The 24,764-nt window shown below is 62.6% G+C and carries 23 protein-coding genes; 14 read left to right on the top strand and 9 right to left on the bottom strand.

Going from position 1 to position 24,764, the window contains the following annotated elements:
• The 4 genes from BUB23_RS08900 to BUB23_RS08885 are packed head-to-tail and all read right to left on the bottom strand — an operon-like array spanning position 1 to position 3,743.
• Positions 1-1,278 (bottom strand): TRAP transporter large permease subunit, encoded by a 1,278-nt coding sequence (locus tag BUB23_RS08900; RefSeq protein WP_073102767.1) that lies wholly within the window; start codon positions 1,276-1,278, stop codon positions 1-3.
• A gap of 12 nt (positions 1,279-1,290) precedes the next feature.
• On the bottom strand, positions 1,291-1,791 hold the full coding sequence (locus BUB23_RS08895) for a TRAP transporter small permease (protein ID WP_073102766.1): 501 nt from the start codon (positions 1,789-1,791) through the stop codon (positions 1,291-1,293).
• A gap of 31 nt (positions 1,792-1,822) precedes the next feature.
• A complete protein-coding gene (locus BUB23_RS08890; RefSeq protein ID WP_073103082.1) occupies positions 1,823-2,758 on the bottom strand; it encodes an amidohydrolase family protein in 936 nt (311 codons plus the stop codon).
• A gap of 1 nt (position 2,759) precedes the next feature.
• Positions 2,760-3,743, bottom strand: coding sequence for a TRAP transporter substrate-binding protein (locus tag BUB23_RS08885; RefSeq protein ID WP_073102765.1), 984 nt, complete (start codon positions 3,741-3,743; stop codon positions 2,760-2,762).
• 275 nt (positions 3,744-4,018) lie between these two features.
• Between BUB23_RS08885 and BUB23_RS08880 the strand changes: the two genes are divergently transcribed.
• The 3 genes from BUB23_RS08880 (at position 4,019) to BUB23_RS08870 (ending at position 7,020) form a co-directional block, all read left to right on the top strand.
• Complete coding sequence (locus BUB23_RS08880) at positions 4,019-4,798, top strand: enoyl-CoA hydratase/isomerase family protein (protein WP_073102764.1); 780 nt, start codon at positions 4,019-4,021, stop codon at positions 4,796-4,798.
• A gap of 72 nt (positions 4,799-4,870) precedes the next feature.
• A complete protein-coding gene (locus tag BUB23_RS08875) occupies positions 4,871-6,085 on the top strand; it encodes a CaiB/BaiF CoA transferase family protein (RefSeq protein ID WP_073102763.1) in 1,215 nt (404 codons plus the stop codon).
• Positions 6,082-7,020 carry an amidohydrolase family protein gene (locus BUB23_RS08870; RefSeq protein ID WP_073102762.1) on the top strand — a complete coding sequence of 313 codons (939 nt, stop codon included), beginning with the start codon at positions 6,082-6,084 and terminating at the stop codon, positions 7,018-7,020. Before BUB23_RS08875 ends, BUB23_RS08870 begins: the two co-directional genes overlap by 4 nt.
• Before the next feature lie 19 nt (positions 7,021-7,039).
• On the opposite strand, the gene gcvA is transcribed toward BUB23_RS08870, so the two are convergent.
• Both gcvA and BUB23_RS08860 read right to left on the bottom strand, forming a co-directional pair.
• Positions 7,040-7,954 (bottom strand): transcriptional regulator GcvA, encoded by a 915-nt coding sequence (gcvA, locus tag BUB23_RS08865; RefSeq protein WP_073102761.1) that lies wholly within the window; start codon positions 7,952-7,954, stop codon positions 7,040-7,042.
• 157 nt (positions 7,955-8,111) lie between these two features.
• On the bottom strand, positions 8,112-9,059 hold the full coding sequence (locus tag BUB23_RS08860) for a LysR family transcriptional regulator (protein ID WP_073102760.1): 948 nt from the start codon (positions 9,057-9,059) through the stop codon (positions 8,112-8,114).
• 166 nt (positions 9,060-9,225) lie between these two features.
• Here BUB23_RS08860 and BUB23_RS08855 point away from each other — a divergent pair, with 166 nt between their 5' ends.
• Positions 9,226-10,371: an iron-containing alcohol dehydrogenase gene (locus tag BUB23_RS08855; RefSeq protein ID WP_073102759.1), complete on the top strand. Its 1,146-nt coding sequence runs from the start codon at positions 9,226-9,228 to the stop codon at positions 10,369-10,371.
• A 21-nt stretch (positions 10,372-10,392) separates the two neighbouring features.
• Positions 10,393-11,991 (top strand): aldehyde dehydrogenase (NADP(+)), encoded by a 1,599-nt coding sequence (locus BUB23_RS08850; protein WP_073102758.1) that lies wholly within the window; start codon positions 10,393-10,395, stop codon positions 11,989-11,991.
• Here BUB23_RS08850 and BUB23_RS08845 read toward each other — a convergent pair.
• On the bottom strand, positions 11,988-12,767 hold the full coding sequence (locus BUB23_RS08845; protein WP_073102757.1) for a YdcF family protein: 780 nt from the start codon (positions 12,765-12,767) through the stop codon (positions 11,988-11,990). The genes BUB23_RS08850 and BUB23_RS08845 overlap by 4 nt on opposite strands.
• A gap of 199 nt (positions 12,768-12,966) precedes the next feature.
• Here BUB23_RS08845 and BUB23_RS08840 point away from each other — a divergent pair, with 199 nt between their 5' ends.
• The 3 genes from BUB23_RS08840 to BUB23_RS08830 all read left to right on the top strand — a co-directional run bounded on the left by BUB23_RS08840 (position 12,967) and on the right by BUB23_RS08830 (position 15,840).
• A complete protein-coding gene (locus BUB23_RS08840) occupies positions 12,967-13,773 on the top strand; it encodes an FkbM family methyltransferase (RefSeq protein ID WP_073102756.1) in 807 nt (268 codons plus the stop codon).
• 199 nt (positions 13,774-13,972) lie between these two features.
• Positions 13,973-15,271, top strand: coding sequence for a hypothetical protein (locus BUB23_RS08835; protein WP_073102755.1), 1,299 nt, complete (start codon positions 13,973-13,975; stop codon positions 15,269-15,271).
• A gap of 77 nt (positions 15,272-15,348) precedes the next feature.
• On the top strand, positions 15,349-15,840 hold the full coding sequence (locus tag BUB23_RS08830; protein ID WP_073102754.1) for a DUF2938 domain-containing protein: 492 nt from the start codon (positions 15,349-15,351) through the stop codon (positions 15,838-15,840).
• Between the two features lie 147 nt (positions 15,841-15,987).
• Here BUB23_RS08830 and BUB23_RS08825 read toward each other — a convergent pair whose 3' ends face one another.
• Positions 15,988-17,229 (bottom strand): DJ-1/PfpI family protein, encoded by a 1,242-nt coding sequence (locus BUB23_RS08825; protein ID WP_084135909.1) that lies wholly within the window; start codon positions 17,227-17,229, stop codon positions 15,988-15,990.
• On the bottom strand, positions 17,226-17,381 hold the full coding sequence (locus BUB23_RS26665) for a hypothetical protein (RefSeq protein ID WP_425439534.1): 156 nt from the start codon (positions 17,379-17,381) through the stop codon (positions 17,226-17,228). Before BUB23_RS26665 ends, BUB23_RS08825 begins: the two co-directional genes overlap by 4 nt.
• A 239-nt stretch (positions 17,382-17,620) precedes the next feature.
• Here BUB23_RS26665 and BUB23_RS08820 point away from each other — a divergent pair, with 239 nt between their 5' ends.
• The 6 genes from BUB23_RS08820 (at position 17,621) to BUB23_RS08795 (ending at position 24,761) form a co-directional block, all read left to right on the top strand.
• Positions 17,621-18,340: a GntR family transcriptional regulator gene (locus BUB23_RS08820; protein WP_073102753.1), complete on the top strand. Its 720-nt coding sequence runs from the start codon at positions 17,621-17,623 to the stop codon at positions 18,338-18,340.
• 149 nt (positions 18,341-18,489) lie between these two features.
• Positions 18,490-19,455 carry a Bug family tripartite tricarboxylate transporter substrate binding protein gene (locus BUB23_RS08815; RefSeq protein WP_073102752.1) on the top strand — a complete coding sequence of 322 codons (966 nt, stop codon included), beginning with the start codon at positions 18,490-18,492 and terminating at the stop codon, positions 19,453-19,455.
• Positions 19,456-19,458: 3 nt separating this feature from the next.
• The gene (locus tag BUB23_RS08810) at positions 19,459-20,991 is read left to right on the top strand and encodes a sulfatase (RefSeq protein WP_073102751.1); all 1,533 of its coding nucleotides are present in this window, start codon (positions 19,459-19,461) and stop codon (positions 20,989-20,991) included.
• 88 nt (positions 20,992-21,079) lie between these two features.
• Positions 21,080-22,693 (top strand): GMC family oxidoreductase, encoded by a 1,614-nt coding sequence (locus BUB23_RS08805; protein WP_073102750.1) that lies wholly within the window; start codon positions 21,080-21,082, stop codon positions 22,691-22,693.
• Positions 22,694-22,720: 27 nt separating this feature from the next.
• Positions 22,721-23,023 (top strand): formylglycine-generating enzyme family protein, encoded by a 303-nt coding sequence (locus BUB23_RS27800; RefSeq protein WP_084135907.1) that lies wholly within the window; start codon positions 22,721-22,723, stop codon positions 23,021-23,023.
• 361 nt (positions 23,024-23,384) lie between these two features.
• Positions 23,385-24,761, top strand: coding sequence for a phytoene desaturase family protein (locus BUB23_RS08795; protein ID WP_073102749.1), 1,377 nt, complete (start codon positions 23,385-23,387; stop codon positions 24,759-24,761).
• Positions 24,762-24,764: the final 3 nt, after the last annotated feature.

Here is a 24,764-nt window from a genome sequence, read left to right as displayed (position 1 = left end):
CTAGTAGAACCAGCGCGCTGGCGTGGTGATCAATTGCGGGAACAGCACGAAAAGGAAAAGCAGCGCGGTCAGCGACAGCAGGAACGGCCACACGCCCCGGATCACGCTGTCCAGGCTGTGGCGCGATACGCCGGCGACCACATTGAGCACCGATCCGACCGGCGGCGTGAGCAGGCCGATCGCATTGTTCATGATGAACATCACGCCGAAGTAGACCGGGTCTATGCCCGCTTGCGTGATGATGGGCATGAGGATGGGCGTCATGATCATGACGGTGGGAATGAGGTCCAGCGCCGTGCCGACGGCGATGACCAGGGCCATGATCATGAACATCAATAATATCGGGTCGTGCATGAAGGGCGCGAGCAGGCCGGCGACCTGTTCGGGGATCTCCGCGATGGTGATCAGCCAGGCCGACACCAGCGCGCAAGCCACCAGAAACAGCACCGTGCTGGAAACCTTGCTGGCCGCCAGCATGACGCGCGGCAGGTCCGAGATCTTGAGTTCGCGGTGCACGAACAGTCCGACCACCAGGGCATAGACCACGGCGACGACCGCGGCTTCCGTGGGGGTAAAGAAGCCGAACTTCATGCCGCCGATGATGACTACCGGCAGGAACAGCGCCCAGACGCCATTGGTCAGCGCGCTCGCCAGTTCCGGCGCATGGAAGCGCTTCGCGGCCGCCGCGGGCTCCTTCCTGGCGCAGATCCACCAGGTGGCCGACAGGGTGAGCGCCATCATCAGCCCGGGCGCGATGCCCGCCATGAAAAGCTTGGTGATGGACACCTGCGCGGCCACGCCGAAGATGACAATGGCGATGGAGGGCGGGATGATGGGAGCGATGATGCCGCCGGCCGCGATCAGGCCCGCGGAGCGCGGCACGTTGTATCCGGCATTGCGCATCATGGGGATGAGCAGGGCGGCGACCGCCGCCGAATCCGCCACCGCCGAGCCCGAAATGCTGGCCACGATGGTCGCCGCCAGGATGGCGACATACCCCAGGCCGCCGCGCACGTGGCCGACCATGGCGTTGGCCACGCGCACTATGCGGGTCGACAGGCCGCCGGCATTCATCAGCTCGCCGGCCAGCATGAAGAAAGGCACGGCCATCAGAGGATAATTGTTGACGCCTTCGAGCAGGTTCTGCGCAAGAATCTGGGTATCGAAGTTATCCAGTTGCACCATCAGGGCGATGCCGCAAATCAGCAGCGAGAAGGCAATGGGCATGCCGATCAGCATGGCGCCCAGCAGCGAGACGACGAATACGGTGATAGTCATGGGGCCGCTCCGCTATTCGCCCGCCGTCGAGTCGCTGGCCAGCAGCTCGTCGGCGCGCATTTGCCCCGTGATCTGGCGCCACAGGGAATGCAGCAGCAAGAGGCTCATGCCAACGCTGCAGACCAGCAGCGACGAGTAGACCAGTCCCATGGAGACTCCCGTGACCGGCGCCTGTTCGTCCATGGCGATCGCCACCAGTTTCCAGGCGCCGTCGGTCAGCAGGCCGCAGCAGGCCAGCGCCGCGAGATCGCTCGCGAAACGCAGAATCCTTTGGCCTCCCACTCCCATGCGCGCCACCAGCAGGGACATGCCCAGGTGGGCGCGGTCTTTCATGACCAGCAGCGCGCCGATCAGGGTCAGCCACATGAACAGGAAGCGCGAAACTTCTTCGGAAAACACCAGGCCGGAATTGAAGAGGTAGCGCAGGGCGACGTTGCCGAAGACCAGAATGATCATCAGCCCCAGCATGAGCACCAGCAGGTATTCGGTGCCGCGGACAAGTAGGCGAATCAAGGTTTTTCTCCTGGGAGGCGGCGGGCGCGGGCTAGGCCGCGATCCGGTAGAAGCGCATGGCGTTGTCGTGCCAGATGGCCGACTGGGCCGCGGCGGGCAGGTGCGCAATGGCCCGGCAGACGGTGTCGACCAGCGTGGGAAAATCGGCCCGCAGGCCGGATACCGGCAGATTGCTCGCGAACATGCAGCGCTGCCAGCCGAAGATGGCTACCGTATCGCGGATAATGCGGGCGTTTTCGGCGGCGTCCCAGCTTTGCCCGCGCAGGCCGAACTCCGACAGCTTTACGTACACGGCTTCATTGCGCGCCAGCGCCTGCATGCCCCGGCGCCACGCCGCGAGGCCGGATTCGGAGCGGTCCCACGGCAGGCCGGCGTGATTCAGCGCTATGGGCAGCGCCGGCAGTTGGCCCGCGACCTCGGCGGCTTCGTCCAGGTGCCAGAACGGTATGCGCAGGTCCCAGGACAGCCCATGGCGCTCCAGCAAGGCCAGGCCGCGCAGCCATTGCTCGTCCTGCATCGAGCCCGGCAGCCCCCGCGCGCTGGCGCCAGGAGCGGGGCCGGTCGCCGGCTTGCAGCGGATCCCGCGCACCAGCGGATGGGCGGCGTGCTGCCGCAGCGCCAGTTCTATGCCGGGCGCGGCCAGATCCGCATAGGCCACGACGGCATTGGGAAAGCCGGACTCGCCGCTGGTCTGATGCACCCATTCGGTTTCGGCGAGCGCTTGCGGGCGCGCCCGCTCGGCCTCGATGTGCACCGTCGCGGCGATGGGAAAGCCCGCCGTGCGCCTGCGGTACTCGGAGGGATCGAAATCCTGGCGCAAGGCGGCGTAGTCCCCCAGAAAGAAAGCTTGCGGATCGTAGTCGTCCTGCAGCCAGGGATAGTGGCCGCTCTCCAGCTTCCACAGGTGGTGGTGGGCGTCGACGATGGCAAGCGGATAGTTGTCCGGGGGCGAATCGCTGGGCCGCATGTCAGCGCTGCGCATCGATGGCTTTGAGCAGGTCGTCGCCATGCTTGTCGGAAAACTGCTTGCGCACCGGGTCCCTGACTATCTTGCGTATGCTTTCGATATCTGGATGCTCATTGATCCGCATGCCGTGCGATTTCAGTTCGGCGAGCGCCGAGGTTTCGTTCCTGGCATTGAGTTCGCGCTGGAAATGCGCTGTCTTGACGGCTTCCTCCATGATGATCTGCTGATGCGCGGGGCTCAATTGCTCGAACTTGCGCTTGTTCATGAACACGATCAGAGGCGTATAGGCATGCCGGGTCAGGGAGAGGTATTTCTGCACTTCATACATCTTGGACGACAGCATCAGCGTGGGCGGGTTCTCGTTGCCGTCGACCGCGCCCGACTCCAGCGCATTGAACACTTCGCCGAAGGGCATGGGCTGAGGGTTGGCGCCGAGCAGCTGGAACGCATACAGATGCGCGGGATTGGGCGTCGTGCGTATCTTCAGCCCCTTGATGTCGGCGGCCGTGTTCACCGCCAGCTTGCTGTTGGCCAGGCTGCGAAAGCCTATCTCCCAGAAGGCGAGCCCTTTCATCTGGTGATGGTCCAGGTCATCCAGCAAGGCGCGGCCGGTCTTGCCGTCCAGCACCTTGTAGGCATGTTCGGCGCTGTCGAACTGGTAAGGCAGGTCCAGGGCGCTCAGCCTGGGCGAGATGCCCGTGAGGAAAGGGTTGCCGGTGGCGCCGATGTCTATCGTGCCGCTGCGCACGCCCGTTACCAGCGTGCCGTCGTTGCCCAGCTGGCCGCTGGCGTAGACGCGTATGTCGATTGCGCCGTCGCTGCGCGCCTTCACGTTTTTGGCGAACTCCAGCGCCGCCTGATGTTGCGAATCGGTTTCGGGCACGGTGTGGCCGAAACGCAGCTTGACCGGCTTGGTCTGGGATAGCGCGACGCCGCTGGCCAGGGCCATGGCGGCTGCAAGCAGCAAGGCTGACAGGTTTTTCATTGTTTTGTCTCCTGAATGGAATAGTTATATTGCGGCGTCGTTCCGCCCGCATCGGCGCGCCGCGCCCGCCGGCGGCGCATGGGACGGAATGGAGGCAGTCTAAGAGCCCGGTTCGGCGCCAGCAAGGCATATTTATTTGAAAGCACCTCAAGAAAAATTCACAGCTCCGCTGCCTTAGTTTTTCTTGAAGCAACCCCGAAAGTTTTTCGTTAGGAGGATGACGGCCCCGCATCTAGAATTCCTGCATCCATCATTTTTTCGCGAGCCGAATATCCATGTCAGAGTTCATTCAAGTTACAAGAGACCAGCGTATCGCCACAGTGACCTTCAATCGGCCGGACAAGATGAACGCGCTGGATCTTGGCGCCTGGGAATGCCTGACAGAAACGATGAAGGCCCTGTCCGACGACGACGGGCTGCGCTGCGTCGTGCTTCGGGGCGCTGGCGAAAAGGCCTTCTCCGCCGGCGCCGACATCGAGGAATTCCCGACCCGCCGCATGAACGCGCAGCAGGCCGAAGCGTACGGCAGGCTCACGCAGCGTTCTATGCAGGCCATCGCCGATTGCCGCCACCCCACGGTGGCGCTGATCATGGGCGTATGCGTCGGCGGCGGTCTGGAAATGGCCACCATGTGCGATATGCGCATCTGCGGGTCCTCCAGCAAATTCGGCGTCCCGGTCAACCGCCTGGGCCTGGTGATGTCGTACGGCGAGCTGGGCGGGCTGATCGCCCTGGCCGGCACCGCCGTGGCATTGGAGATCGTGCTGGAGGGCCGTGTCTTCGATGCGCGGGAAGCGCTGGAAAAGCGCCTGGTCAACCGCGTGGTCGATGACGCCAGCGTCGCCGAGGAAGTGGGCGCCGCGACCCGGCGCATCAGCGCGGGCGCGCCCCTGGTGGCCCGATGGCACAAGCAGTTTGCGCGCCGCCTGGCCGTTCCCACGCCCATCTCCGAAGAAGAATGGCGCGAGGCATACGCCTGCTTCGGTACGGAAGACTTCCGCATCGGCTATCAATCATTCCTGAACAAGACCAGGCCGGATTTCGTCGGCCGCTAGTGCGGAAAGCGCGTATATCGGACAGCTGGCCGGCAAGCTGGACATCAACAACAAGTAGGCATGTGATCAAGAATGAATCTTCCTTTAGCCAATATCAGAGTACTGGACGTCAGCCAGGTCATGGCCGGCCCTTTTTGTTGCATGCTGCTCGGGGACATGGGCGCCGACGTCATCAAGATAGAACCGCCCGGAACCGGCGACCAGACCCGGGCCGCGATGGGGTTTCGCCTGAAAGGCGCGGACAGCGGCGGCTTTCTCGCCCTCAACCGCAACAAGCGCAGCGTGGAAATCAACCTCAAGTCCGAGGCCGGGCTCGAGGCCTTTTATGAACTGGTCAAGACCGCCGACGTGCTGGTCGAGAACAACCGGCCGGGGGTGGTCGAGCGGCTGAAGATCGACTATCCCACCTTGAAAGCGATCAATCCGCGCCTGGTCTATGCAAGCATCTCCGGGTTCGGCCAGACCGGGCCCTGGTCGGGCAGGCCCGGCTTCGACCTGATCGCGCAGGCCATGGCGGGGGTGATGAGCGTCATGGGACACCCCAATGCCGACCCGGTGAAGTCCAGCGTGCCGGTGGCCGACCTGGGCGCCGGGCTGTTTGCCGCGTATGGCATCCTGAGCGCCCTGCTCGGGCGCCAGCATAGCAATGAGGGGCAGCATGTCGACGCTTCGCTGTTCGAAACGGCGCTGGGCCTTTCGGTCTGGGAAACGGCGGAATACTGGGGCACGGGCCGCTTGCCCACGCCCATCGGCAGCGCGAACCGCATGAGCGCGCCTTACCAGGCCGTGCGCGCCGCCGACCGGCATTTTGTGCTGGGGGCCGCCAACCAGAAACTCTGGACGGCGCTGTGCGCCCTGATCGAGCGGCAGGACCTCGCGCAGGACCCGCGCTTCGCCACCAATGTCGACCGACTGCGGAATCGCGAGGTCCTGATCCAGGAGCTCGAGCTGGTTTTCGCCACGCGGCCGGCCCGGGAATGGGTCGAAGGCCTGCAGGCTGTCGGCATCCCCGCCGCGCTGATTCTGGATTATGCTGAAGCCTTATGCAGCGAACAGGCGGTGGCCAGGAATATGGTGCTCGAAGTCCCTCATCCGGTGGAAGGCAATATCAAAGTCCTGGGGTTTCCCGTCAAGCTGGGCTCGACGCCCCAGCAGATACGCCGGCCGCCGCCCTTGCTGGGCGAACATACCCGCGAAGTCCTGAAAGAAGCCGGGCTGGACGACGCCGCCGTCGCGGGCCTGCGCACACGGGGCGCCTTCAGCCCCGCGCGCGCGGAGCAAACATGAACCGTCCGCGTGCCGGGCTGGTTTTACGAAACCCGCGACGCGTCGGGCCTTTTATCGATGCGCATCAGCATTTCTGGCAGCTTGGCGCCAACCCCTATCCCTGGCTGCAGGACGAGCCGGTGGCGGATTTCCGCTATGGCGATTATTCGGCGCTCAAGCGCGATTATCTGCCGGCCGATCTCGCGCGCGACACGCGCGGCCACGCGCCGGCGGCGACCGTGCATATCGAGGCCGAGTGGGATCGCGCGGCGCCCGTTGCCGAAACGCGCTGGCTCAGCGAGCTGGCGGACCGGACCGGCCTGCCTTCGGTCATCGTGGCGCATGCCGCCCTGGGGCGGGCCGACGCGAAAGAAGTCCTGGCCGCGCAGGCGGGCTACCCGCGCACCCGCGGCATCCGCTGCAAGCCCGTGTCGGCGCCCGCCCCGGAGCAGGCGCGGCGCGGCCTGCCCGGATCCATGGACGACATCGGCTGGCGCGATGGCTATGCCCGGCTGGCCGTTCACGGGTTTTCCTTCGACCTGCAAGCCCCCTGGTGGAACCTGGACCAGGCCGCCGCGCTGGCCGCCGATTTCCCGCGGATCCCGCTGATCATCAACCATACCGGGCTGCCGGTGGACCGCAGTCCCGCGGGCCTGGCGGCCTGGCGCCGGGCGCTCGAGAGCGTCGCCCGGGCCGGCAATGCCGCCATCAAGATTTCCGGGCTGGGCCAGCTGGGCGTGCGCTGGAGCGAGGCCGCCAACGTACCCGTCATGCGCGACGCCATATCGATTTTCGGCGTCGAGCGCTGCATGTTCGCAAGCAATTTTCCCGTCGATAGCCTGGTGGCCAGCTACGGCGAGATCCTTGCCGGCTACCTGGCCGCGATCTCGCCCTGGCCGCCAGAGCAGCAGCGCCTGCTTTTGCACGACAACGCCAAGCGCATCTACCGGATCTGACGGGGGCGCGCGGTTCGCGTCAGGCGGATGCCTCGTCGTGGGCGACTTCGCTGCGGACCCAGTTGACGAAGGTGCTGATGCGGGGATCGTCGCCGCGCTCTTCGGGATAGGCGATGAAATAGCCGAACTCGACGGGAATGCTGGCCTCGAATGGCCTGATCAATTTCCCTTGCGCCAGCTCGTTGGTGACCCAGTTTTTCTTGGCGAGCGCCACGCCCAGGCCGTCCAGGGCGGCGTTGATGACCAGATGGCTGGGCCAGAACGACGGGCCGCGCGTCGCGTCGATATCGGTGGCGCCCACATGCTTGAGCCACATGGCCCAGTCCGGGTTGCTCGCGTCGGTGTAGGTGCTGTCGTCATGCAGCAGTGTGTGGAACTTCAGGTCCTCGGGGTGATGCAGCGGATGCGGACCTTGCATGAGCGCCGGGCTGCATACGGGGAAGACCTCCACCGACAGGCATTGTTCGGTGTGCATGCCGGGGTAGACGCCGCGGCCGTAATGGATGGCCAGGTCCAGGTCTTCGCGGCTGAAATCGACGATCTGGGCCGAAGTGGATACCTTCAGGTCTATCGTCGGATTGGCGGCCATGAAGCGCGCCATGCGGGGGATCAGCCACTTGACCGCGAACGTCGGCGGCGTGTTGATCTTCAGCACCGAAAGATGATGCGTATGCAGCCGCTGGGTGGCGGCGGCTATCTGCTTGAACGCGCGCTGGACTTCGGGCAGATAGGCCTGCCCGGCCGACGTAAGCACCAGCGACTTGGCCTGCCGTATGAACAGCGCTACGCCCAGGCTGTCCTCCAGCACCTTGATCTGGTGGCTGACCGCGGAAGGGGTGACGAAGAGTTCTTCTCCGGCCTTGGTGAAGCTCAGCAGCCTGGCTGCGACCTCGAAGGCGCGCAAAGGATTGAGAGGGGGTATCTGGCGGGCCATTAGTCTGCCTCCTGCAGCTTCTGTTCCATTCTTCCCGCCACGCCGCGCCCTCTTGTATTTATATTGGATGGCGGTATCGCCGTCAAAGGGGCCGAAGGCAAGCGGGAGAACGTTCTCGGACGCGCCGGAACGTTCCGGGCGTTTTGATTGTACGTCATCATGGTTGAGGATAATCCGAATCGGGGCCTGGAAACGACCGCAGGAATAATTGCGCCGCCGGCGACAGCACGGCGCCGCGGCGCGTAACCAGCTGGTAGGGTTCGCTGCGCGATTTCAGGCGCAGCGGAAGGATACGCATAATCCCCAGCGAAGCGAAAAACTCCGCCACATCCATGGCCAGCAGCGCGACAATGTCCGGCTGCCGCCGCAGCAGCGCCAGCGTGGCGAACGTCGATGTGGTTTCGAACAATTGATGCGGGAAGCGCAGCCCGGCTTCGTGGAATTCGCGCTCCAGCAGGCGCCGCATAGGCATATTGGCCGAGTACACCACCCACCGGGACGCGCCCAGGTCGGCCAGTTCCAGGCGCTCGCGGGCGGCCATGGGGTGGTCTATGCTGCCGACCACCGCCAGCGTCTCGTGGTGGATATCGACGCTTTCGTAAAGATGCGGCTGCGCGCCGACGGAACTGCGGCAGATGGCGGCATCCAGCCGGCCCTGCTCGAGCAATTGCAGCAGCCTGGCGCTGGTGTCTTCCACGATCCCGATGGCGATGTCGGGATACTGCGCCAGCAGCCGCGTCAATTCCTCCGCAAGCAAGGGCACCGCGCCCATGATGACGCCGATATTCAGCCGCCCTCCCTGCCCCTGAAGCATGTCTTCGAGTTCGTCGTGCAGTTGCGCCAGATCGGTCTGGATGAGCCGCGCATAGCGGATGGCGCAGTGCCCCTCCGCGGTGGCGACCAGGCCCCGCGGAGTGCGGGCAAACAGCGGCATGCCGAATATGGACTCGACTTCCTGCAGGGCCTTGCTGGCCCCGGGCTGCGTGAGCGACACTTTTTCCGCCGCCTTGAGCAGCGACCCATGGTCGGCCAGGGCGCTGAGCAGATGCAATTGCTTGAGCCTGAGGCGCGACATCATTTTGGCCAGAGTGGGAAGCTTGTCCATGAAGAAAAGTTATACCTGTATGCGTGCCCGTCAATTTTCAAGGGGCGCGAATTGACGTAAATTACCCAAGGAGCAACAAAATAGCGCCTTTCGGCTGCCTGTGCAAGGGCATCCTGCTCTCGTGCTGTAAGGGTTTTATCAATATATAACGAAAAGCGATGCATACATGGCAATTATCAACTACATCACCCAGGTTCAGTTCGGCTATGACGCGCTGGCTTCATTGCAGCAGGAATGCGATCGGGTAGGCATACGGCATCCGATGATAGTCACGGATGCGGGCGTCAGGAAGGCGGGTCTGGTCGACCGGGTGCTCGCCCAGCTGGACAAGCCGGGCGACGCGGCGATTTTCGACGGCACCCCTTCGAACCCGAACGAGGCGGCGGTGCTCGCCGCCGTCCGCGTGTTCCGCGATGGCGGGTTCGACGGCATCATCGCCGTCGGGGGCGGCTCTTCCATCGACCTGGCAAAAGGCGTGGCGGTTTGCGGAACCCACGAAGGCGAGCTGAAGACTTTCGCCGTGATCGAGGGCGGCGCCGGGCGCATTACCGCCGCTACCGCGCCTGTCATCGCCATTCCCACCACCGCCGGGACAGGCAGCGAAGTCGGCCGCGGCGCCATCCTGATCCTGAACGACGGACGCAAGGTAGGCGTGCTGTCGCCGCACCTGGTGCCCAAGTCGGCCATCTGTGATCCATCCATGACACTGGGCCTTCCAGCCATGCTGACCGCCGCGACAGGCATGGATGCCATCGCCCATTGCCTGGAAACTTTCATGTCGCCGGCATTCAACCCTCCTGCGGACGGCATTGCGCTGGACGGCTTGCGCCGCGCATGGCTGCATATAGAGCGGGCCACGCGCAATCCCCAGGACCGCGAGGCCCGCCTGAACATGATGAGCGCGTCCATGCAGGGCGCCATGGCTTTCCAGAAAGGGCTGGGCTGCGTACACAGCCTCAGCCACTCATTGGGCGGCATCAACCCCAAACTGCACCATGGCACGCTGAATGCTGTCTTCCTGCCTGCGGTCATCGAGTTCAATGCCGCATCGCCTTCCCTGCAGCAAGAGCAGAAGCTGGAACGCATGGCGCAGGCCATGGGGCTTGAAAATTCCGGCGCCGAGGCTATCGGCGCCGCCATTCAGGACCTGAGCAAGCGGCTGGGGCTGCCGGCAGGCCTGGCGGAAATGGGCGTATCGCGCGATTTGTTTCCGCGCATAGTCCATGGCGCGCTGGCCGACCACAGCCACAAGACGAATCCCCGCGAAGCATCCGACGCCGACTACGTATGGATGCTGGAACGGTCCATGTAACTTTTTTTTGGAACGCATCTAATGAATGACATCGTCAGCGCCCCGGTTCTGGGGCACAACTACATCGGCGGACAACGCAGCGCGCGCGGCGCGACTGCGCAGCAAAGCATCGGCGCCGACAGCGGGCTGGCCTATCCCGTTTCTTTCCACCAGGCGACGCCGGAAGAAATCGACGAGGCGGTCCTGGCGGCAAGCCGCGCCTATCGCGAATACCGGACGCTTTCCATCGAGCGCCGGGCGGATTTCCTGGATCAGATAGCCGAAGAAATCGACGCGCTGGGCGACGACTTCATCGCCGAGGTGTCGGATGAAACCGCGCTGCCGGCGGGCCGGCTGCAAGGTGAAAAGCTGCGCACCAGCAATCAAATGCGTCTCTTTGCCCGCGTGCTGAGGCGCGGGGATTTCCACGGCGCGCGCATCGATACCGCGCTGCCGCAGCGGCAGCCTATGCCCCGTCCCGACATAAGGCTGTGCCGGATGGGCATGGGGCCGGTGGCGGTTTTCGGAGCCAGCAATTTTCCTCTGGCCTTTTCCGTGGCGGGCGGCGATACGGCGGCGGCGCTGGCCGCGGGCTGCCCGGTCGTGGTCAAGGCCCATACAGGCCATATGGTGACCTCCGAACGGGTCGCCGATGCGATAGAACGGGCGCGCGAGCGTTGCGGGATTCCGGCCGGCGTATTCAACATGATTTACGGCACGGGCGTGGGCGCAAGGCTGGTGCAAGCGCCGGGCATCAAGGCGGTGGGCTTCACCGGCTCGCTGAAAGGCGGCCGCGCGCTATGCGACCTGGCCGCCGCGCGCCCCGATCCCATCCCTGTGTTTGCGGAGATGTCCAGTATCAACCCTATCGTATTGCTCCCCGGCGCGCTGCAGGAGCGCGGCGCCGCGGTGGCCCGCGACCTGGCCGCATCCGTGTCCATGGGATGCGGCCAACTATGCACCAGCCCCGGCCTGATTCTGGGCGTGCAGTCGCCCGAGCTGAGCGCCTTCGCCGAACAATTGGCTGGCGCGTTCGGCGCCATGCCCGCCCAGACCATGCTCAACCGCGGCGCGCTCGACAGCTATGAAGCCGGGCTGGATCGCCTGAAGTCCCTGAACGGCGCGGAAATCCTGGCCAGCGGCGCGACGGCGGCCGGCAAGGCCACTGCCCACGTGTTCAAGGCAAAACCCGCGCTGCTTCTGGATAATGCCGATGCGCCGCTGGAAGAGGAGGTTTTCGGGCCGTCCACCGTGCTCGTCAGCTTCGACAGCATGGCGCAGATGGCCGCATTCCTGGCTGGCATGCACGGGCAGTTGACCGCGACCATTATCGCCACCGAGACCGAAGTCGCCGGACAGCAGGCGCTGGTGTCCATCCTGGAGGAAAAGGCCGGCCGCCTGTTGCTGAATGGCTTTCCCACCGGCGTCGAGGTGTGCGACGCCATGGTCCACGGCGGCCCCTATCCCGCCACGTCGGATGCGCGCGGCACATCGGTCGGCAGCCTGGCCATAGACCGCTATCTGCGCCCGGTGTGCTACCAGAACTATCCGGATGCGCTGCTGCCGCCCGCGCTGCAGAACGCGAATCCGCTGGGCATACTGCGATTGGTGAACGGCGAACCCACCAGGGACCCGGTTTAGCCCGGGCGGGCGGACGCGGGCCTGCCCCCGTCCGTCATCCGGTACCACAGCATCCCCACCCACTCGTGTATCGCTGTATTGGCCATGCTCAAGTAATCCGCCTGGGGAATGAAGTTCATGATGCCTTGCACCGGCTCGACATGGAAAACGGTGGGGGCGGGGACGACGGTGAAGCCCGCCCGTTCAAAAGCCTGCCTGGCCCGCGGCATATGCCAGGCCTGTGTAAGCAGCGCGATGGTATGGACGCCTTCCGGCCCGAGGATCTCCCAGGAGAATTCCGCGTTTTCCGCCGTGTTCACGGACTTCGTTTCCACCCAGTGCACGGGCACATCGAATAGCGTTTCGAGTTCGCGCTTCATCACCCAGCCGTCCGCCTCGCCGCCCGTGGAGTTTCCGCCGGTCACGAGTATGGGCAGCTCGTGTTGGCGATACAGGAAAGCGGCATAGCGTATGCGCGCCAGGCTGGCGCTGTTGGCGGTGTCGGCCGCATATTCCGGCTGGCTCGGGTCGATGCCGCCTCCCAGCACGACGATGGCCTGGGCCTGGGCCAGAAGGCCGGGTTCGACCGGAGAGCGCTGTTCCAGCGTATGCATCATTTTCTGAGCCGTGAACGGCATGCTCAGGACGCCCAGGCCGCCTATCCCGACAAGGAGCAGCGTCCAGCCCGAGCGGCGCCAGCGGACTGCCAGCAAAAGGCAGCCCGCGGCCATCAGCAGCAACAGGCTGGTCGGCAGCAGGACGATCTGTGAAATTATCGCGTTGGTGGTTGAGGTCATGGCTTCAGCTTGAGGGGGGGGGATTTGTTTATCGAGCATATACGGGGATGCGCGGCCTGCGGGGACGGGGCCATCTCTGGCTGCCAGGACAAGAACCAAAGCCATCGCCGCCCGCCGGCAGGCGCAGTGGGCCGCCGAGTGGATATAATCGCCTGTTCAAGCCGCAGTATCAATCATCAATCATATTAATTTCTGGCCTATGTCCTTCAATACCATCGGAAAGACCCTGAACTGGTCAGTGAAAGCGCTCAAACAGCTCGCGTCCAGGCGCTCGCGTTTCGTTGTCGCGCGGCCGCCGTTCATTGCCAGGCAAGTCCTGTACGACAAGAAGACCCGGTCCAGAATCATGGTCAATACGCGCGACAAAATCGATCGCGCGGTCATCAAGCAAATTTTCGTGGAAGAAGACTATGGCCTGAGGGTGTTCGACCGCCATCAGGACATCAGCGCAAGGTATGAAGAAATCTGCGCATCGGGGCGTGTGCCGCTGATCATTGACGCCGGCGCCAATATCGGGGCCTCATGCCTTTACTTTGCGAATGAATTCCCCAGGGCGCATGTCATCGGCATCGAGCCCGAACCCAACAACTTCCACGTGGCCAGCGAAAACTGCCGGAACACTTCCAATATACAGTTGCTTCATGCGGGCCTTGCCAGCGCCGCGGGCCGCGCGAACATCCATAACCCCACGGCCGACAACTGGGCCTTCCAGACCAGAGTCGATACGCAGGGCGACCTGGCTCTGGTATCCATCAACGAATTGGTGGCCGGCGCGGAAAAGAATAATCAGATCCCGTTTCTGGTGAAGATAGACGTCGAGGGCTTCGAAGAAAACATCTTTGCCGCCAATACCGAATGGGTCGACCAGTTCTATGTATTGATCATAGAGCTGCACGACTGGATGCTGCCCAGGCAGGCCAATTCCCGCCATTTCCTGGAATGCATCGCGCCGCTGGGGCGGGATTTCGTATACAGGGCGGAGAACGTGTTCAGCATCAAGAACTAGACGTTCCCGCGCAATCGCTGGAAGCGCCTAGCGGCTTTGCTGCCTGACGACGATTCGCCCGGGAAGCAGGCGCTGGAGCGGTACTTCGAGCCGGCGCTTGCTGCAACTGACAAATCCGTCCACCCGTAATCGCCGATCTATCGTTTTTTCACTCCTGTGCCTACAGTGGTCGTTCCTTGCCAACCCAGGGACGGCCAAAATGGTTTCTCCTCCACGCAAGCGCTCGACCATAAAGCCTCCACCCGACAAGCCGGCCAAGCAAAGGCCGGCCGCTAAACGCGCGCCTGCCGGGGCCGGCCGCCATCATACGAGCGGCGCTGATGGCGATAACTCTTCGACCCTCAATACCGTCCGCAACGACTACGACTCGCCCTGGAAAGACGCCCTGGAACAGTACTTCGAGCCGGCGCTGGCCCTGCTGATGCCCGAGCTGCATGCCATCATAGACTGGTCCCATCCGCCGCAATTTCTGGACAAGGAGTTCCAGGCCGTTTCACACAGTCTGCGCCGCGGGCGGCGCCAGGCGGATAAATTGGTCAAGGTCAGGACCGTGCTTGAACGACCCGCATGGCTGCTTGTGCATGTGGAGGCTCAAGGCGGCGGCGCCGGGCCTCGGGCGTTGGCCGGCCTTGCTCTGCGCATGCAAATCTATTGTTATCGGATAGTGGATCGCAATCATATTGACCACGAGCCTAAGCGCAAGCCTCGCCCTTCAGGGCGAGGTCAAGCGAGGCAAGACCAATGCGGCGCCGAAGGCGCCCCTGCGTTGTGGCGGAGAAGCTCCGGCCGACAGGCCGGAGTTCTTCACTTTGCCCAAGGCTCACTGGGGTTTGCCAGCTTTGCGATCCTGACCAACAGCCGTGGCGGGCCGCCGCAACTGGACCACAGGCTGGAATTCCAGGGCAGCGCAGAGCCCTTGGGTAGCGGCATGCAGTTCCGCTGCCCGGTGATACACCTGGGGCAGTGGTGGTCGCGCTGGGCGGAACTCGAGGCCCGAGCCCGATCCAATCCCTTTGCCGTGATCGTCATCGCGCAACTCCAGGCCCATGCGCATCACCGGGACGGCCCCGGGCGGCTGGCTGCCAAGATCGGTTTAATGGAGCTGCTCTATCGCCACGAATATGGCCGCGACGATATAATCAGCCTGTATCGTCTGGTCGACTGGATATTGATATTGCCGCCGGCACTGGAGCCGGCATTCGAACAAGCGCTGGAAGCGATAGAAAAGGAGCATAACGTGGCTTATGTGACGAGTATTGAGCGGCGGGCCGAAAAGCGTGGCATGGAACTGGGGCTGGAGCGTGGACTAGAGCGGGGCGAACTGCGCGGCAAGCTGATGACTTTGCAACAGCAAATGGTCTTGAAATTCGGCCCCTTGCCGTCCTGGGCGAAAGCGCGGCTGGAGGCAGCCGATGAGGCCGCGCTATCCGATTGGACGGGCCGCATCCTGGTGGCCGGTTCGCTGGAAGATCTGCTTGGCGCCATAGACGAGAGCTGATCTGACAGATTTCAAAATGCGCCAGCCGCCTGGCGGCTACGTCCACTGATTCGCGGGTTCACAACGACAAAGGCATCATGCTCGAATTCATTTATCTCTCGGTGCTGATAGGCGGCGGCGCGACGGCGTTGCTTGATATCTGGGCCCGATTGCTCAAGGCGGCCTTTGGATTGCCCACGCCCAACTGGGGGCTGGTCGGCCGCTGGTTCGCCTACCTGCCTAGAGGCCGGCTGGTGCATGGCGGCGGTATCGCACGCTCCGCAGCAGTGCCTGGCGAACTTCTTGTCGGATGGATCATGCACTACGTCGTAGGCATGGTTTTTGCCGCCGCGCTGCTTGCCATCTGGGGCTTGGGCTGGGCCCGCGCCCCCAGTTTTAACGCCGCATTGATCGTCGGCCTGGTTACCGTGGGCGCGGGCTGGTTCATCCTGCAGCCGGGCATGGGCGCCGGCATCGCCTGTTCAAAAGCAGCCAACCCAGCGCGCGCCAGGATGCTCAACATTGCCGGCCACGTCGTGTTCGCGATCGGACTGTACGGCACGGCCTTGCTGGTCAACTGGCAGGGCTGAGCGGGCGTCCCCTTAAATCATCAGCACGACATTTCCCAATACCTTGCCGGATTCCACCGCCTCGTGGGCGGCGACGATATGATCAGCCTGTTTCGTCTGATCGGCCGGATATTGATCCTGCCGCCGGCGCGCATATGAAGTGCAGGACTACCGGCCCGCCGCCCGGGCGTAGCCCGGAGCCCACGGGTATTCCATCGCCAGCGCTACGATCGCGGCGGTATGGCGGTCATATCGGGAGGCGATGCGCGCCAGCTCGCGATCCATCGTCATCGCCGGCGCATCGGAAGGCGGCGGCGCGAGCATGTCGTCCACGGCGGCGCTCTCGATCGGCCGGTCCGGGCGTATCGTCAGGCCGTGTCTGCTGCGGACTGCCTCGCCCTTGTTCCCGACTGTCATCACCCGGGCCAGTTCGCTGCGCGAATAGGCTTCCAGCGTCAGGCCCAGGGCGATTTCATCCACGTTCCCGGCCACGGGGACCCCGATGGTTTCATGGCGCCAGAACGAGAGCTTGTTGCGCACGAACGTCTTCTTGTGCTCGCCGGTGAGCTGAAATGCCGACGAGCGATGGCGCGCGTCCCAGCCTGCCGCGCCGATCTCGCCGGCCACGTGCTCGGCGGCATCACGGCCGCCTATCGCCTCCACGAGGGCCAGCATCAACGGGATGTTGGCGGAAACGCCTGTCGATGTCGTAATGCCATTGTCGGTGACATAGCGCCTGTCCCCCAGCCATTGTATGGCCGGGTGCGCCTTGCGCAATTGGCGAACGGAATACCAGTGCGCGGTGGCGCGCCGGCCGTCGAGCAATCCGGCGGCGGCGAGAGTCCTGGCCCCGTTGCAGATCGAGACGATCTTGGCGCCTTTGCGCAACTGGGCAGAGATCCAGTCCATGACGAAGGGGTCGTTTTCCGGATCCATCGCCGGGACCACGATATAGTCGGCGCCCTCGGGATAGCGCTCATCGAAAGCGTGGATTGCCGCTTCCGGCTCGATGCTGATCTTCGGCGGATAGAGCCGGACCGGCGCGGCCCGCTGCGCGACCACGGTCACATCGGCCACATCGGCGCGCCGGAGAATGCCATACGCGACCAGCAAGTCGGCCACTTCGGTCGCGTCGTTGAGGGTGATGATCGCAATCGCCGGCCGCGCGCGTTTTGGCGGCCGCATAGCGTCGATCATGCGGGCCTGCTCGGCGGGATCGAGCGCGGCGGCGGGAAGCGTGTCCGCCGGCTCCCGGCCAGGCGCCAGGACGATAGGCGCCACCAGCAGCGGCAAGGCCAACACGCCTGCAAGGGTGATCAAGATCCATTTTCCGCGCATGGGATCCTCCTGTGATATGTCTTCAGCCTCGCGTTCGCCGCCCACGGAACGGATTTCCAGCCATGCAGTCACGGCGTCGCTTCCTTCACCAGCGATGTCATATCGATCACGAAGCGGCAGCGCACATCGGCGCGCTTCATTCTTTCGAAAGCCTCATTGATCTGATCCGTGCGGATCATCTCGCAATCGGGCAGAATGCCCTTCCAGGCGCAAAAGTCCAGCATCTCCTGGGCTTGGCGCTCCTTGACTTCAGGGATGCGAATGCAGCTTCATACTGCTCGCTATGCCTTTGCAGGTCAAGGGCCTGGCAGGCGGCTTGCCCTGTCTGCTTTAAAGCAGCTTGCGCCCGGCCTCGCTATCCGCCGCGGCTTGCGCCAAGGCCGGATACGTTGCTTTATAGCCTGCGATGCTGCAAAGTACGCCATTGTAAGATGATCGGCATTTCCGCCATTTAAGAGCCGTTATGAACATAAAGTTTTCGGAAAGCCCGGTTCCCCGCTATCTTCAATTGTCGGAATTGATGCGCCAGCGCATCGTCCGGGGCGATTGGCCCGAGGGCCATAAGCTTCCTTCGCTGGAGCAGTTGCTTGCTGAATTTGGCGTCGCCCGGGTAACCGTAAGGCAAGCTGTCGACGTGCTGGCCCGCGAGGGCCTGGTTTCCCGCCAACAGGGTCGGGGCACGTTCGTCACGAACCGCCCCAAGAGCAATCGGTGGATCAAGGTGGTGACCACTCTTGAGGCCCTAGCGAACGTGTACCGGGACACCAATCCGACTATCGTGAATATCGACGAGGCGAGCCGGCCGCCGCCCATACTGCCCGAAGAGGGTGTCGCGGCGGCGCAATATGTGTTCATGCGGCGCGTCCATTCCCGCGGCGGCCAGCCATACTGCATTATCAATATTTACTTGGACGAGGAGCTCTTTCGCCAGCAGCCTGAACGGTTTCGCAACGAAACGGTCATTCCCTTGCTTGCGTCCATGAACAAGGTAGCGGATGCCCACCAGGCCTTGACCATCGGCACCGCGGACATGGAAGTGGCGCAGCTCTTGAATCTTTCCATCAATGCCCCGGTAGCGGAGGTCCGGCGCATTTTCAAGGACGCGCAAGGAAAAATCATATATTTGGCGGAAGTGACTTATCGGGGCGACTCCGTAAGAGTCGAGATGGATCTTATGCCCTAAGCTAAGGCCGTCAGAAGAGTGGAGCCGCAGGCGGAATCCATGGTCTTTCCATTGTTATTGCTGGTTTATTGTCTTAACGTATGGTCTATAGTACTATTTGCTGCAAACAGACAAGCCAGCCGGCATCGATAACTATTGAGAGAGACAATATGAAACTGAAATGTTTTGCCGCGGGGCTTATCGCCGCATGCTTCACGACGGCGCCCGTCTGGGCGGCGGACTATCCCGCCAAGCCCCTGCACGTGGTAGTGCCATGGCCGGCAGGCGGGCTCGTGGATCTGCCCGCCCGGCTGGTCGCGGAGAAGCTGCAGAAAAGCCTGGGAGTCGCTGTAATCGTCGAAAACAAGCCCGGGGCCGGAGGGATGATAGGCGCGGCGGAGGTCGCCAGATCGGCGCCCGATGGCTACACCATCATGCTGACGACCAGCGCAATGAATATGAATGCCGCAATACGTTCGAATATGCCATTCGACGTCAACAAAGATTTCGAGCCCATTGCTGGCGCCGCCTATACGTCCCTGATTCTGGTCGCCGCCCCGGAAGGGCCGCAATCATTGGCGCAGATCATTGCCGCCGCCAGAAAATCCCCGGGAAAACTCAGCTACGCTTCCGCCGGCGCGGGGACGCCGGGGAATTTCGCCGGGGAAATGTTGAAAACGGCGGAAAAGCTGGACATTGTCCATGTGCCGTACAAGGGAGGCCCGCCCGCGATGATCGACCAGATGTCGGGGCTGGTCGATTTTCACTTTGCCAATGCCGCGGTGGCTTTGCCGCAGATCAGCGCCAACAAGGTGAAGGCGCTGGCGGTGGCAAGCGCGAAACGCATGCCCCAGCTGCCGCAAGTTCCGACCATGGCGGAGGCGGGGGTCGGCGATTTCGACCTCGATCAATGGATAGGATATTTGGCCCCCGCCGGCACGCCCGCGGAAATCATAGGCCGGTTGAACAAGGCGATCACCGCCGCCATAGGCGACAAGGAACTGCAAGCCACCCTGGAACGCAGCGGGATGACGGCCGCCACGGGCGCATCCGCCCAGGACTTCAAGTCCTATGTACAGCAGGATTTCAGCAAATGGGCGAAAGTCGCTCAATCGGCCAACATCAAACTGGATTAAGTAATGCGTACAATTTTCGTACTATTTGACTCCCTGGTTCGCAATGCATTGGAATGCTATGGCGGCACATCCATCGAAACCCCCAATTTCCAGCGGTTTTCCGAAAGGGCGGTCACTTTCGACAACCATTTCGCGGGTAGTCTGCCATGCATGCCGGCCCGCAGGGATATGCATACCGGGCGCTTGAATTTTCTGCATCGGAGCTGGGGGCCGCTGGAACCCTTCGATCAATCGTTCTCCGAATTATTGCGCGCCGGCGATGTCTACACCCACCTGGTATCGGACCATTATCACTACTGGGAGGACGGCGGCGCCACCTACCATAATCGCTATTCATCCTGGGATTTTGTGCGCGGGCAGGAATGGGACAAATGGAAGGCCATGGTCCAGCCCCCGCTTGAGCGGTTCCAGTCCATGTACCACCCCATGCAGCAGCCCCAGGGCAAACAGGACGGCCGCACCCAGGCCATGGTGAACCGCGAGTTCATGCGGGATGAAAGTGATTTTTGCTGCCCGCGCTCTTTCGCCTCGGCGTTCGAGTTCCTGGACTTGAATCGCGCGGCCGACGACTGGCTGCTGCACCTCGAATGTTTCGACCCGCACGAGCCCTTTTTCGCCCCCGCGCGCTTCCGGGAAAAGTACCCCACCGGCTACCAGGGCCCCATTCTGGATTGGCCCCGCTACAAGCGCCTGGAGGAAAGCGGAACCGAAGTGCAAGAGCTGCGCGCGAATTATGCCGCGCTGCTGACCATGTGCGACGCTTATTTCGGGAAATTGCTCGACTATATGGACGAACACGGCATGTGGCGCGACACGGCCGTCGTGCTGACGACGGATCATGGTTTCCTGCTGGCCGAGCACGATTGGTGGGGCAAGAACAGGATGCCTTTCTTCAACGAGATAGCGCACATCCCCTTGATGATTCACCACCCGGATTACGCAAGCCAGGCGGGAACGCGCAGGAAAGCATTGACCCAGACCATAGACATCATGCCGACCCTGCTGGACTGCCATGGGCAGACGCCGCCGGGGACTGTCGAAGGCCATTCCTTGCTGCCGCTCCTGGCCCGGGACCAGCCCGTACGCGAAGCCGCGCTTTATGGGATGTTCGGCGCGGGCACCAATATCACCGACGGGCGCTACACCTATTTCCGCTATCCCGAAGACATGGCGAAACAATCGCTATACGAATATACCCTGATGCCCATGCACCTCAAGAGCATGTTTCACGTCGACGATCTGCGCGCGGCGGAACTGACATCGCCGTTCGGCTTCTCGCAAGGCGTGCCGCTCCTGAAAGTGCCGGCTCGTCGCAACGCGAAGGGGCAGCCGACGGGCCACCAGGGGCAGGGCGGCGGATACGAGGATACGACCACCGTGCTTTACGATCTTGAAACCGACCCGGAGCAGCAACATCCTTTTCGCGATGAAGCGATAGAAAACCGGCTGCTGGAATCCATGTCGAATATCATGCAGGCAAACGAAGCGCCCGCGGAGGCTTTCATCCGCCTGGGCATACCCGGCCCACGGCAGTAGCCCGCCGACAGCCCGCGCTCAGGCAAGGCGGGCCAGGGCCGGCCGAAGCCGCCCGCGCCCGCTAATCGAGAGAATAACTGGTAAGACGATGTCCGTAAAAAACGAATATGACTATATTGTTATCGGCGCCGGATCCGCGGGCTGCGTGCTGGCAAACCGGCTTAGCGCCAATCCCGCGCATCGGGTTTTATTGCTCGAGGCCGGCGGATCCGAGCGCAACTTCTGGCTGAAGCTGCCGGTGGGCTATTTCCGGACCATTTATGATCCCCGCTACTCCTGGCAGTTCGATACCGCGCCTCAGCCCGAAACGGGAAACCGGCGGATAGTCTGGCCACGCGGCCGGGGCCTGGGCGGATCCAGCTCGATCAACGGGCTGCTGTATATACGAGGACAGCATGCCGACTATGACGACTGGGCCGCGTCCGGCGCCACGGGCTGGAGCTACGACGAAGTCCTGCCTTTCTTCAGGCGTTCGGAGCGCTACGACGGGGGCGAGAGCAAATACCATGGCGCCGGCGGCGAACTCTGCGTATCGGAATTGCGCAATCACCATCCGTATTGCGACGCCTGGCTGCAAGCGGGAACGCAAATGGGCTTCCCGCGCTCTTCGGACTTCAACGGCGCGAACGACAGCGGCCTGGGCTCGTATCAACTCACGCTGCGGGGGCATTGGCGCTGCGATGCTTCCACGGCGTTCCTGCGCCCCGCAAGGCGGCGGCCGAACCTGGCAATCAAGACCGGCGCCCTGGTTACGCGCATATTGATCAGCCAGGGGAAAGCCTATGGCGTCGAATGGCGGGAAGATGGCAAGCTGCTCCAGGCCCATGCGGGGGCGGAAGTGCTTCTGTGCGCCGGCGCCATACAATCGCCGCAAATCCTGCAGTTGTCCGGCATCGGCCCGGCCGAGCTCCTGCGGCAACATGATATTTCCGTGCATGTCGATGCGCCGGAAGTGGGAAAGAACCTGCAAGACCACTACCAGGCCCGCGTAATCGTAAAGCTCAAGAAAAAGATGTCGCTCAACGACGACGTGCGCAACCCGGTCAAGCTGGCGAAAATGGGCGCGCAGTGGCTATTCCAGAAACGCGGCCCCTTGACGGTCGGAGCCGGCCAGGTAGGCGGCATGGTGTGCAGCGAACACGCCCGGAACGGCCGCGCCGACGTGCTCCTGAATGTCATGCCTTTGTCGGTCGACAAGCCGGGCGATCCGCTGCATTCGTTCTCGGGCTTCTCCGCCTCCGCAACGCAATGCCGGCCGGAGTCCGCGGGCGAAGTCCGGATTTCCTCGGCCGACCCCGCCGCCCCTCCGCGCATCCTTACCAACTACCTCACTGAACGCAAGGACATCGACGTCTTGACGTCCGGCCTGGAGATACTGCGGGAAATTTATCGGCAACCCGCTTTCCGCGACCTGGTCACGCCCGAGGAATACCTGCCGGGAAACGCCGTCCGCGATCGCGCGGACCTCGCCGCCTTTGCGAGGAACAAGGGAGGCACCGTCTTTCACCCCACGAGCACATGCCGCATGGGCGGCGACAGCCGGTCAGTGGTCGACCCGGACCTTCGGCTGCGGGGAATCCAGAACCTTCGCGTGGTCGATGCCTCGGTCATGCCCCGGATCGTCTCGACCAACACCAACGCCGCCGCCATCATGATAGGCGAGAAAGCCGCCAGCCTCATACTGGGCGACAGCCCCGCGTGAGGCGCGGCGCCTCGGTGCTTCCGCGGCGTGCCAGATCTCCACGATAGGGCTGCGTATGCTGGTCCTCGGGAATCCGGATGCCGGCTTTGCGGCAGCAACGTATGGGAATGGTGCGAGGACTGGTTCACGCCCGCCTACCATGCGCTGACAGGCGCGGACAGTCCAAGATATGCCGAAGATACAGGCAGGCGCTCGATGCGCGGAAGCTCCTTTTTTTGCCATGATTCCTACTGCAACCGCTACCGGGTGGCAGCCAGGAATTCGAACACGCCATCCAGTTCCGCCAGCAATCGCGGATTCCGCGTCGCGGCGGGCGTGGGGGCGGGGTAAGGGCCGCGCAGCTCTCCGATGCCGCGCGCCGCTTCCTCACACCGGAGTTCGCGAACAAATCGCCATTCGAGCGCGGCTTGGCGCGGCTAGTGGATAGTCCTGCCCTGGAGCGCCTGCGGCGCCTCGAAGCCTTGGCGTTGGATGAACTCGTTCTTATTTTGCAACTGTAGACCGCTTTGCCCTCCCATAAGGGCCCAATCAAACCGCGGGTCCGCAACAAAATACGCCTTGACACTAAACATCCTATCGCTATAATTATGTTCACCAAATGAATATTTGGTTCGCCAGGAGGTTATACCAACTGACGAACAATTACCGATCTGACATTCACGGCGCGGTCAATAATTACACGAGGCAAACAATGGGTGAAAAATTCGACGCAATTATCGTAGGGGGAGGACCCGCCGGATGCGCGGTAGGGGCGCTATTGTCGAAGCGCGGCTACAAGGTAGCGTTGCTGGAAAAGGAAGCTTCAGTAGGTGGCCGAGCATCATCGTTCCAGCATGAGGGCTACACCATCGATACAGGCTCTCATTTCGCGGCCGCCTTCGAAGCCAGTGGCATGAAGGCAATTTTCGAAGAAGTTGGCGCGGAAATGAATATGGTTCCCGTGACGCCCACCCTGATGAGCTTCGATCTCGAAACCCGACGCTATGGGCCGCTTACCTCCAAAGAGAAGCTGGGCGAGGATGCACGCGACGATTATCGCGCTGTACGCAAGATCATCAAGGAAATGACGCGGGAGGAGCTCGAAAAACGGGAATATCATGAGATATCGGCCAATGAGTGGATCAGCCGAGTCACCAGCAATCCGAAGGTGCACGATACATTCCGCCGCGCCACTGGTTTTGCTGGCGCATCGATGTCCGAGGTCTCGGCCGGCGCTTTTATTGAAACCATGCACGATGCATGGAACTCCACACATGTTGTCAACTATCCCGCCAAGGGCGGCTGTCTCAGCTTTTCGCAAGCGCTGGCCGATCGAATTCTCGCCAACGGCGGCGCAGTCTATACCGAGACGGCCGTCAAACAGGTTGTAATCGAAAACGGCCGGGTCACTGGCGTAAAGGCAATCAAAACCTATTCTGCCGGGTTGACGGTAACCAAGATCGATTTCGACGCAGAACTGGTCATTTGCGCCGTGCCCGGCTCGCAACTCTTTAGTATTGTCGAAAAAAAGGCACTACTTCCGGATCTGGTTTCCAAGGTGGAAGCCATTATCGCCGAAGGCACGATTTATTGCGGCTTGCTTGTCGGCGTCAAAGAGGAATTGTTTGATGGCTTCGGCGATGGCCAGCAGTTCTTCCAGTTTACGGTTGGCCTGGCGTCCGAGCATTGGCATGGCCTGGTCACTGTACCTACGTATATCGATCGCTCGCTCGCCCCGCCTGGGCGTCATTACCTGATCTGCAATTCTCACGGCAGGTTGCCGCTGAATCGGCGGAATGAATCTGCCGCACTGCACGAAAAATGTCTGAGCGCCTTGCGCGGTATCTGGCCGGGCAAGTTTGACGAGAACGTTGAATGGCTGCTGCGCGCCGAATACATGAATGTCTTGTACCCACCGCGGATCGGCCGTAGCGGCCCATTCCGCCCATCGCTGGCACCGACTGGCGTACATGGACTGAGAATCGCAGGTGATTATTCTTATCCTTGCGGATCAGGCTACGGCAGCGCGCTGAAAAGCGCGCGCGATTGCGTGAGCCTGATCGACTCCAGCGCAACACAAACCGCATAGCGT

It is taken from the genome of Pollutimonas bauzanensis (assembly GCF_900129885.1).
Lineage (GTDB): Bacteria > Pseudomonadota > Gammaproteobacteria > Burkholderiales > Burkholderiaceae_B > Pollutimonas > Pollutimonas bauzanensis.
This window is presented reverse-complemented; position numbering and strand designations above follow the sequence as displayed.

Coding starts and splice junctions, on each gene's coding strand:
- BUB23_RS08900 (WP_073102767.1), bottom strand. CDS start 1,278: ATGACTATCACCGTATTCGTCGTCTCGCTGCTGGGCGCCATGCTGATC.
- BUB23_RS08890 (WP_073103082.1), bottom strand. CDS start 2,758: ATGCGGCCCAGCGATTCGCCCCCGGACAACTATCCGCTTGCCATCGTC.
- BUB23_RS08885 (WP_073102765.1), bottom strand. CDS start 3,743: ATGAAAAACCTGTCAGCCTTGCTGCTTGCAGCCGCCATGGCCCTGGCC.
- BUB23_RS08880 (WP_073102764.1), top strand. CDS start 4,019: ATGTCAGAGTTCATTCAAGTTACAAGAGACCAGCGTATCGCCACAGTG.
- BUB23_RS08875 (WP_073102763.1), top strand. CDS start 4,871: ATGAATCTTCCTTTAGCCAATATCAGAGTACTGGACGTCAGCCAGGTC.
- BUB23_RS08870 (WP_073102762.1), top strand. CDS start 6,082: ATGAACCGTCCGCGTGCCGGGCTGGTTTTACGAAACCCGCGACGCGTC.
- gcvA (WP_073102761.1), bottom strand. CDS start 7,954: ATGGCCCGCCAGATACCCCCTCTCAATCCTTTGCGCGCCTTCGAGGTC.
- BUB23_RS08860 (WP_073102760.1), bottom strand. CDS start 9,059: ATGGACAAGCTTCCCACTCTGGCCAAAATGATGTCGCGCCTCAGGCTC.
- BUB23_RS08855 (WP_073102759.1), top strand. CDS start 9,226: ATGGCAATTATCAACTACATCACCCAGGTTCAGTTCGGCTATGACGCG.
- BUB23_RS08850 (WP_073102758.1), top strand. CDS start 10,393: ATGAATGACATCGTCAGCGCCCCGGTTCTGGGGCACAACTACATCGGC.
- BUB23_RS08845 (WP_073102757.1), bottom strand. CDS start 12,767: ATGACCTCAACCACCAACGCGATAATTTCACAGATCGTCCTGCTGCCG.
- BUB23_RS08840 (WP_073102756.1), top strand. CDS start 12,967: ATGTCCTTCAATACCATCGGAAAGACCCTGAACTGGTCAGTGAAAGCG.
- BUB23_RS08835 (WP_073102755.1), top strand. CDS start 13,973: ATGGTTTCTCCTCCACGCAAGCGCTCGACCATAAAGCCTCCACCCGAC.
- BUB23_RS08830 (WP_073102754.1), top strand. CDS start 15,349: ATGCTCGAATTCATTTATCTCTCGGTGCTGATAGGCGGCGGCGCGACG.
- BUB23_RS26665 (WP_425439534.1), bottom strand. CDS start 17,381: ATGCTGGACTTTTGCGCCTGGAAGGGCATTCTGCCCGATTGCGAGATG.
- BUB23_RS08820 (WP_073102753.1), top strand. CDS start 17,621: ATGAACATAAAGTTTTCGGAAAGCCCGGTTCCCCGCTATCTTCAATTG.
- BUB23_RS08815 (WP_073102752.1), top strand. CDS start 18,490: ATGAAACTGAAATGTTTTGCCGCGGGGCTTATCGCCGCATGCTTCACG.
- BUB23_RS08810 (WP_073102751.1), top strand. CDS start 19,459: ATGCGTACAATTTTCGTACTATTTGACTCCCTGGTTCGCAATGCATTG.
- BUB23_RS08805 (WP_073102750.1), top strand. CDS start 21,080: ATGTCCGTAAAAAACGAATATGACTATATTGTTATCGGCGCCGGATCC.
- BUB23_RS08795 (WP_073102749.1), top strand. CDS start 23,385: ATGGGTGAAAAATTCGACGCAATTATCGTAGGGGGAGGACCCGCCGGA.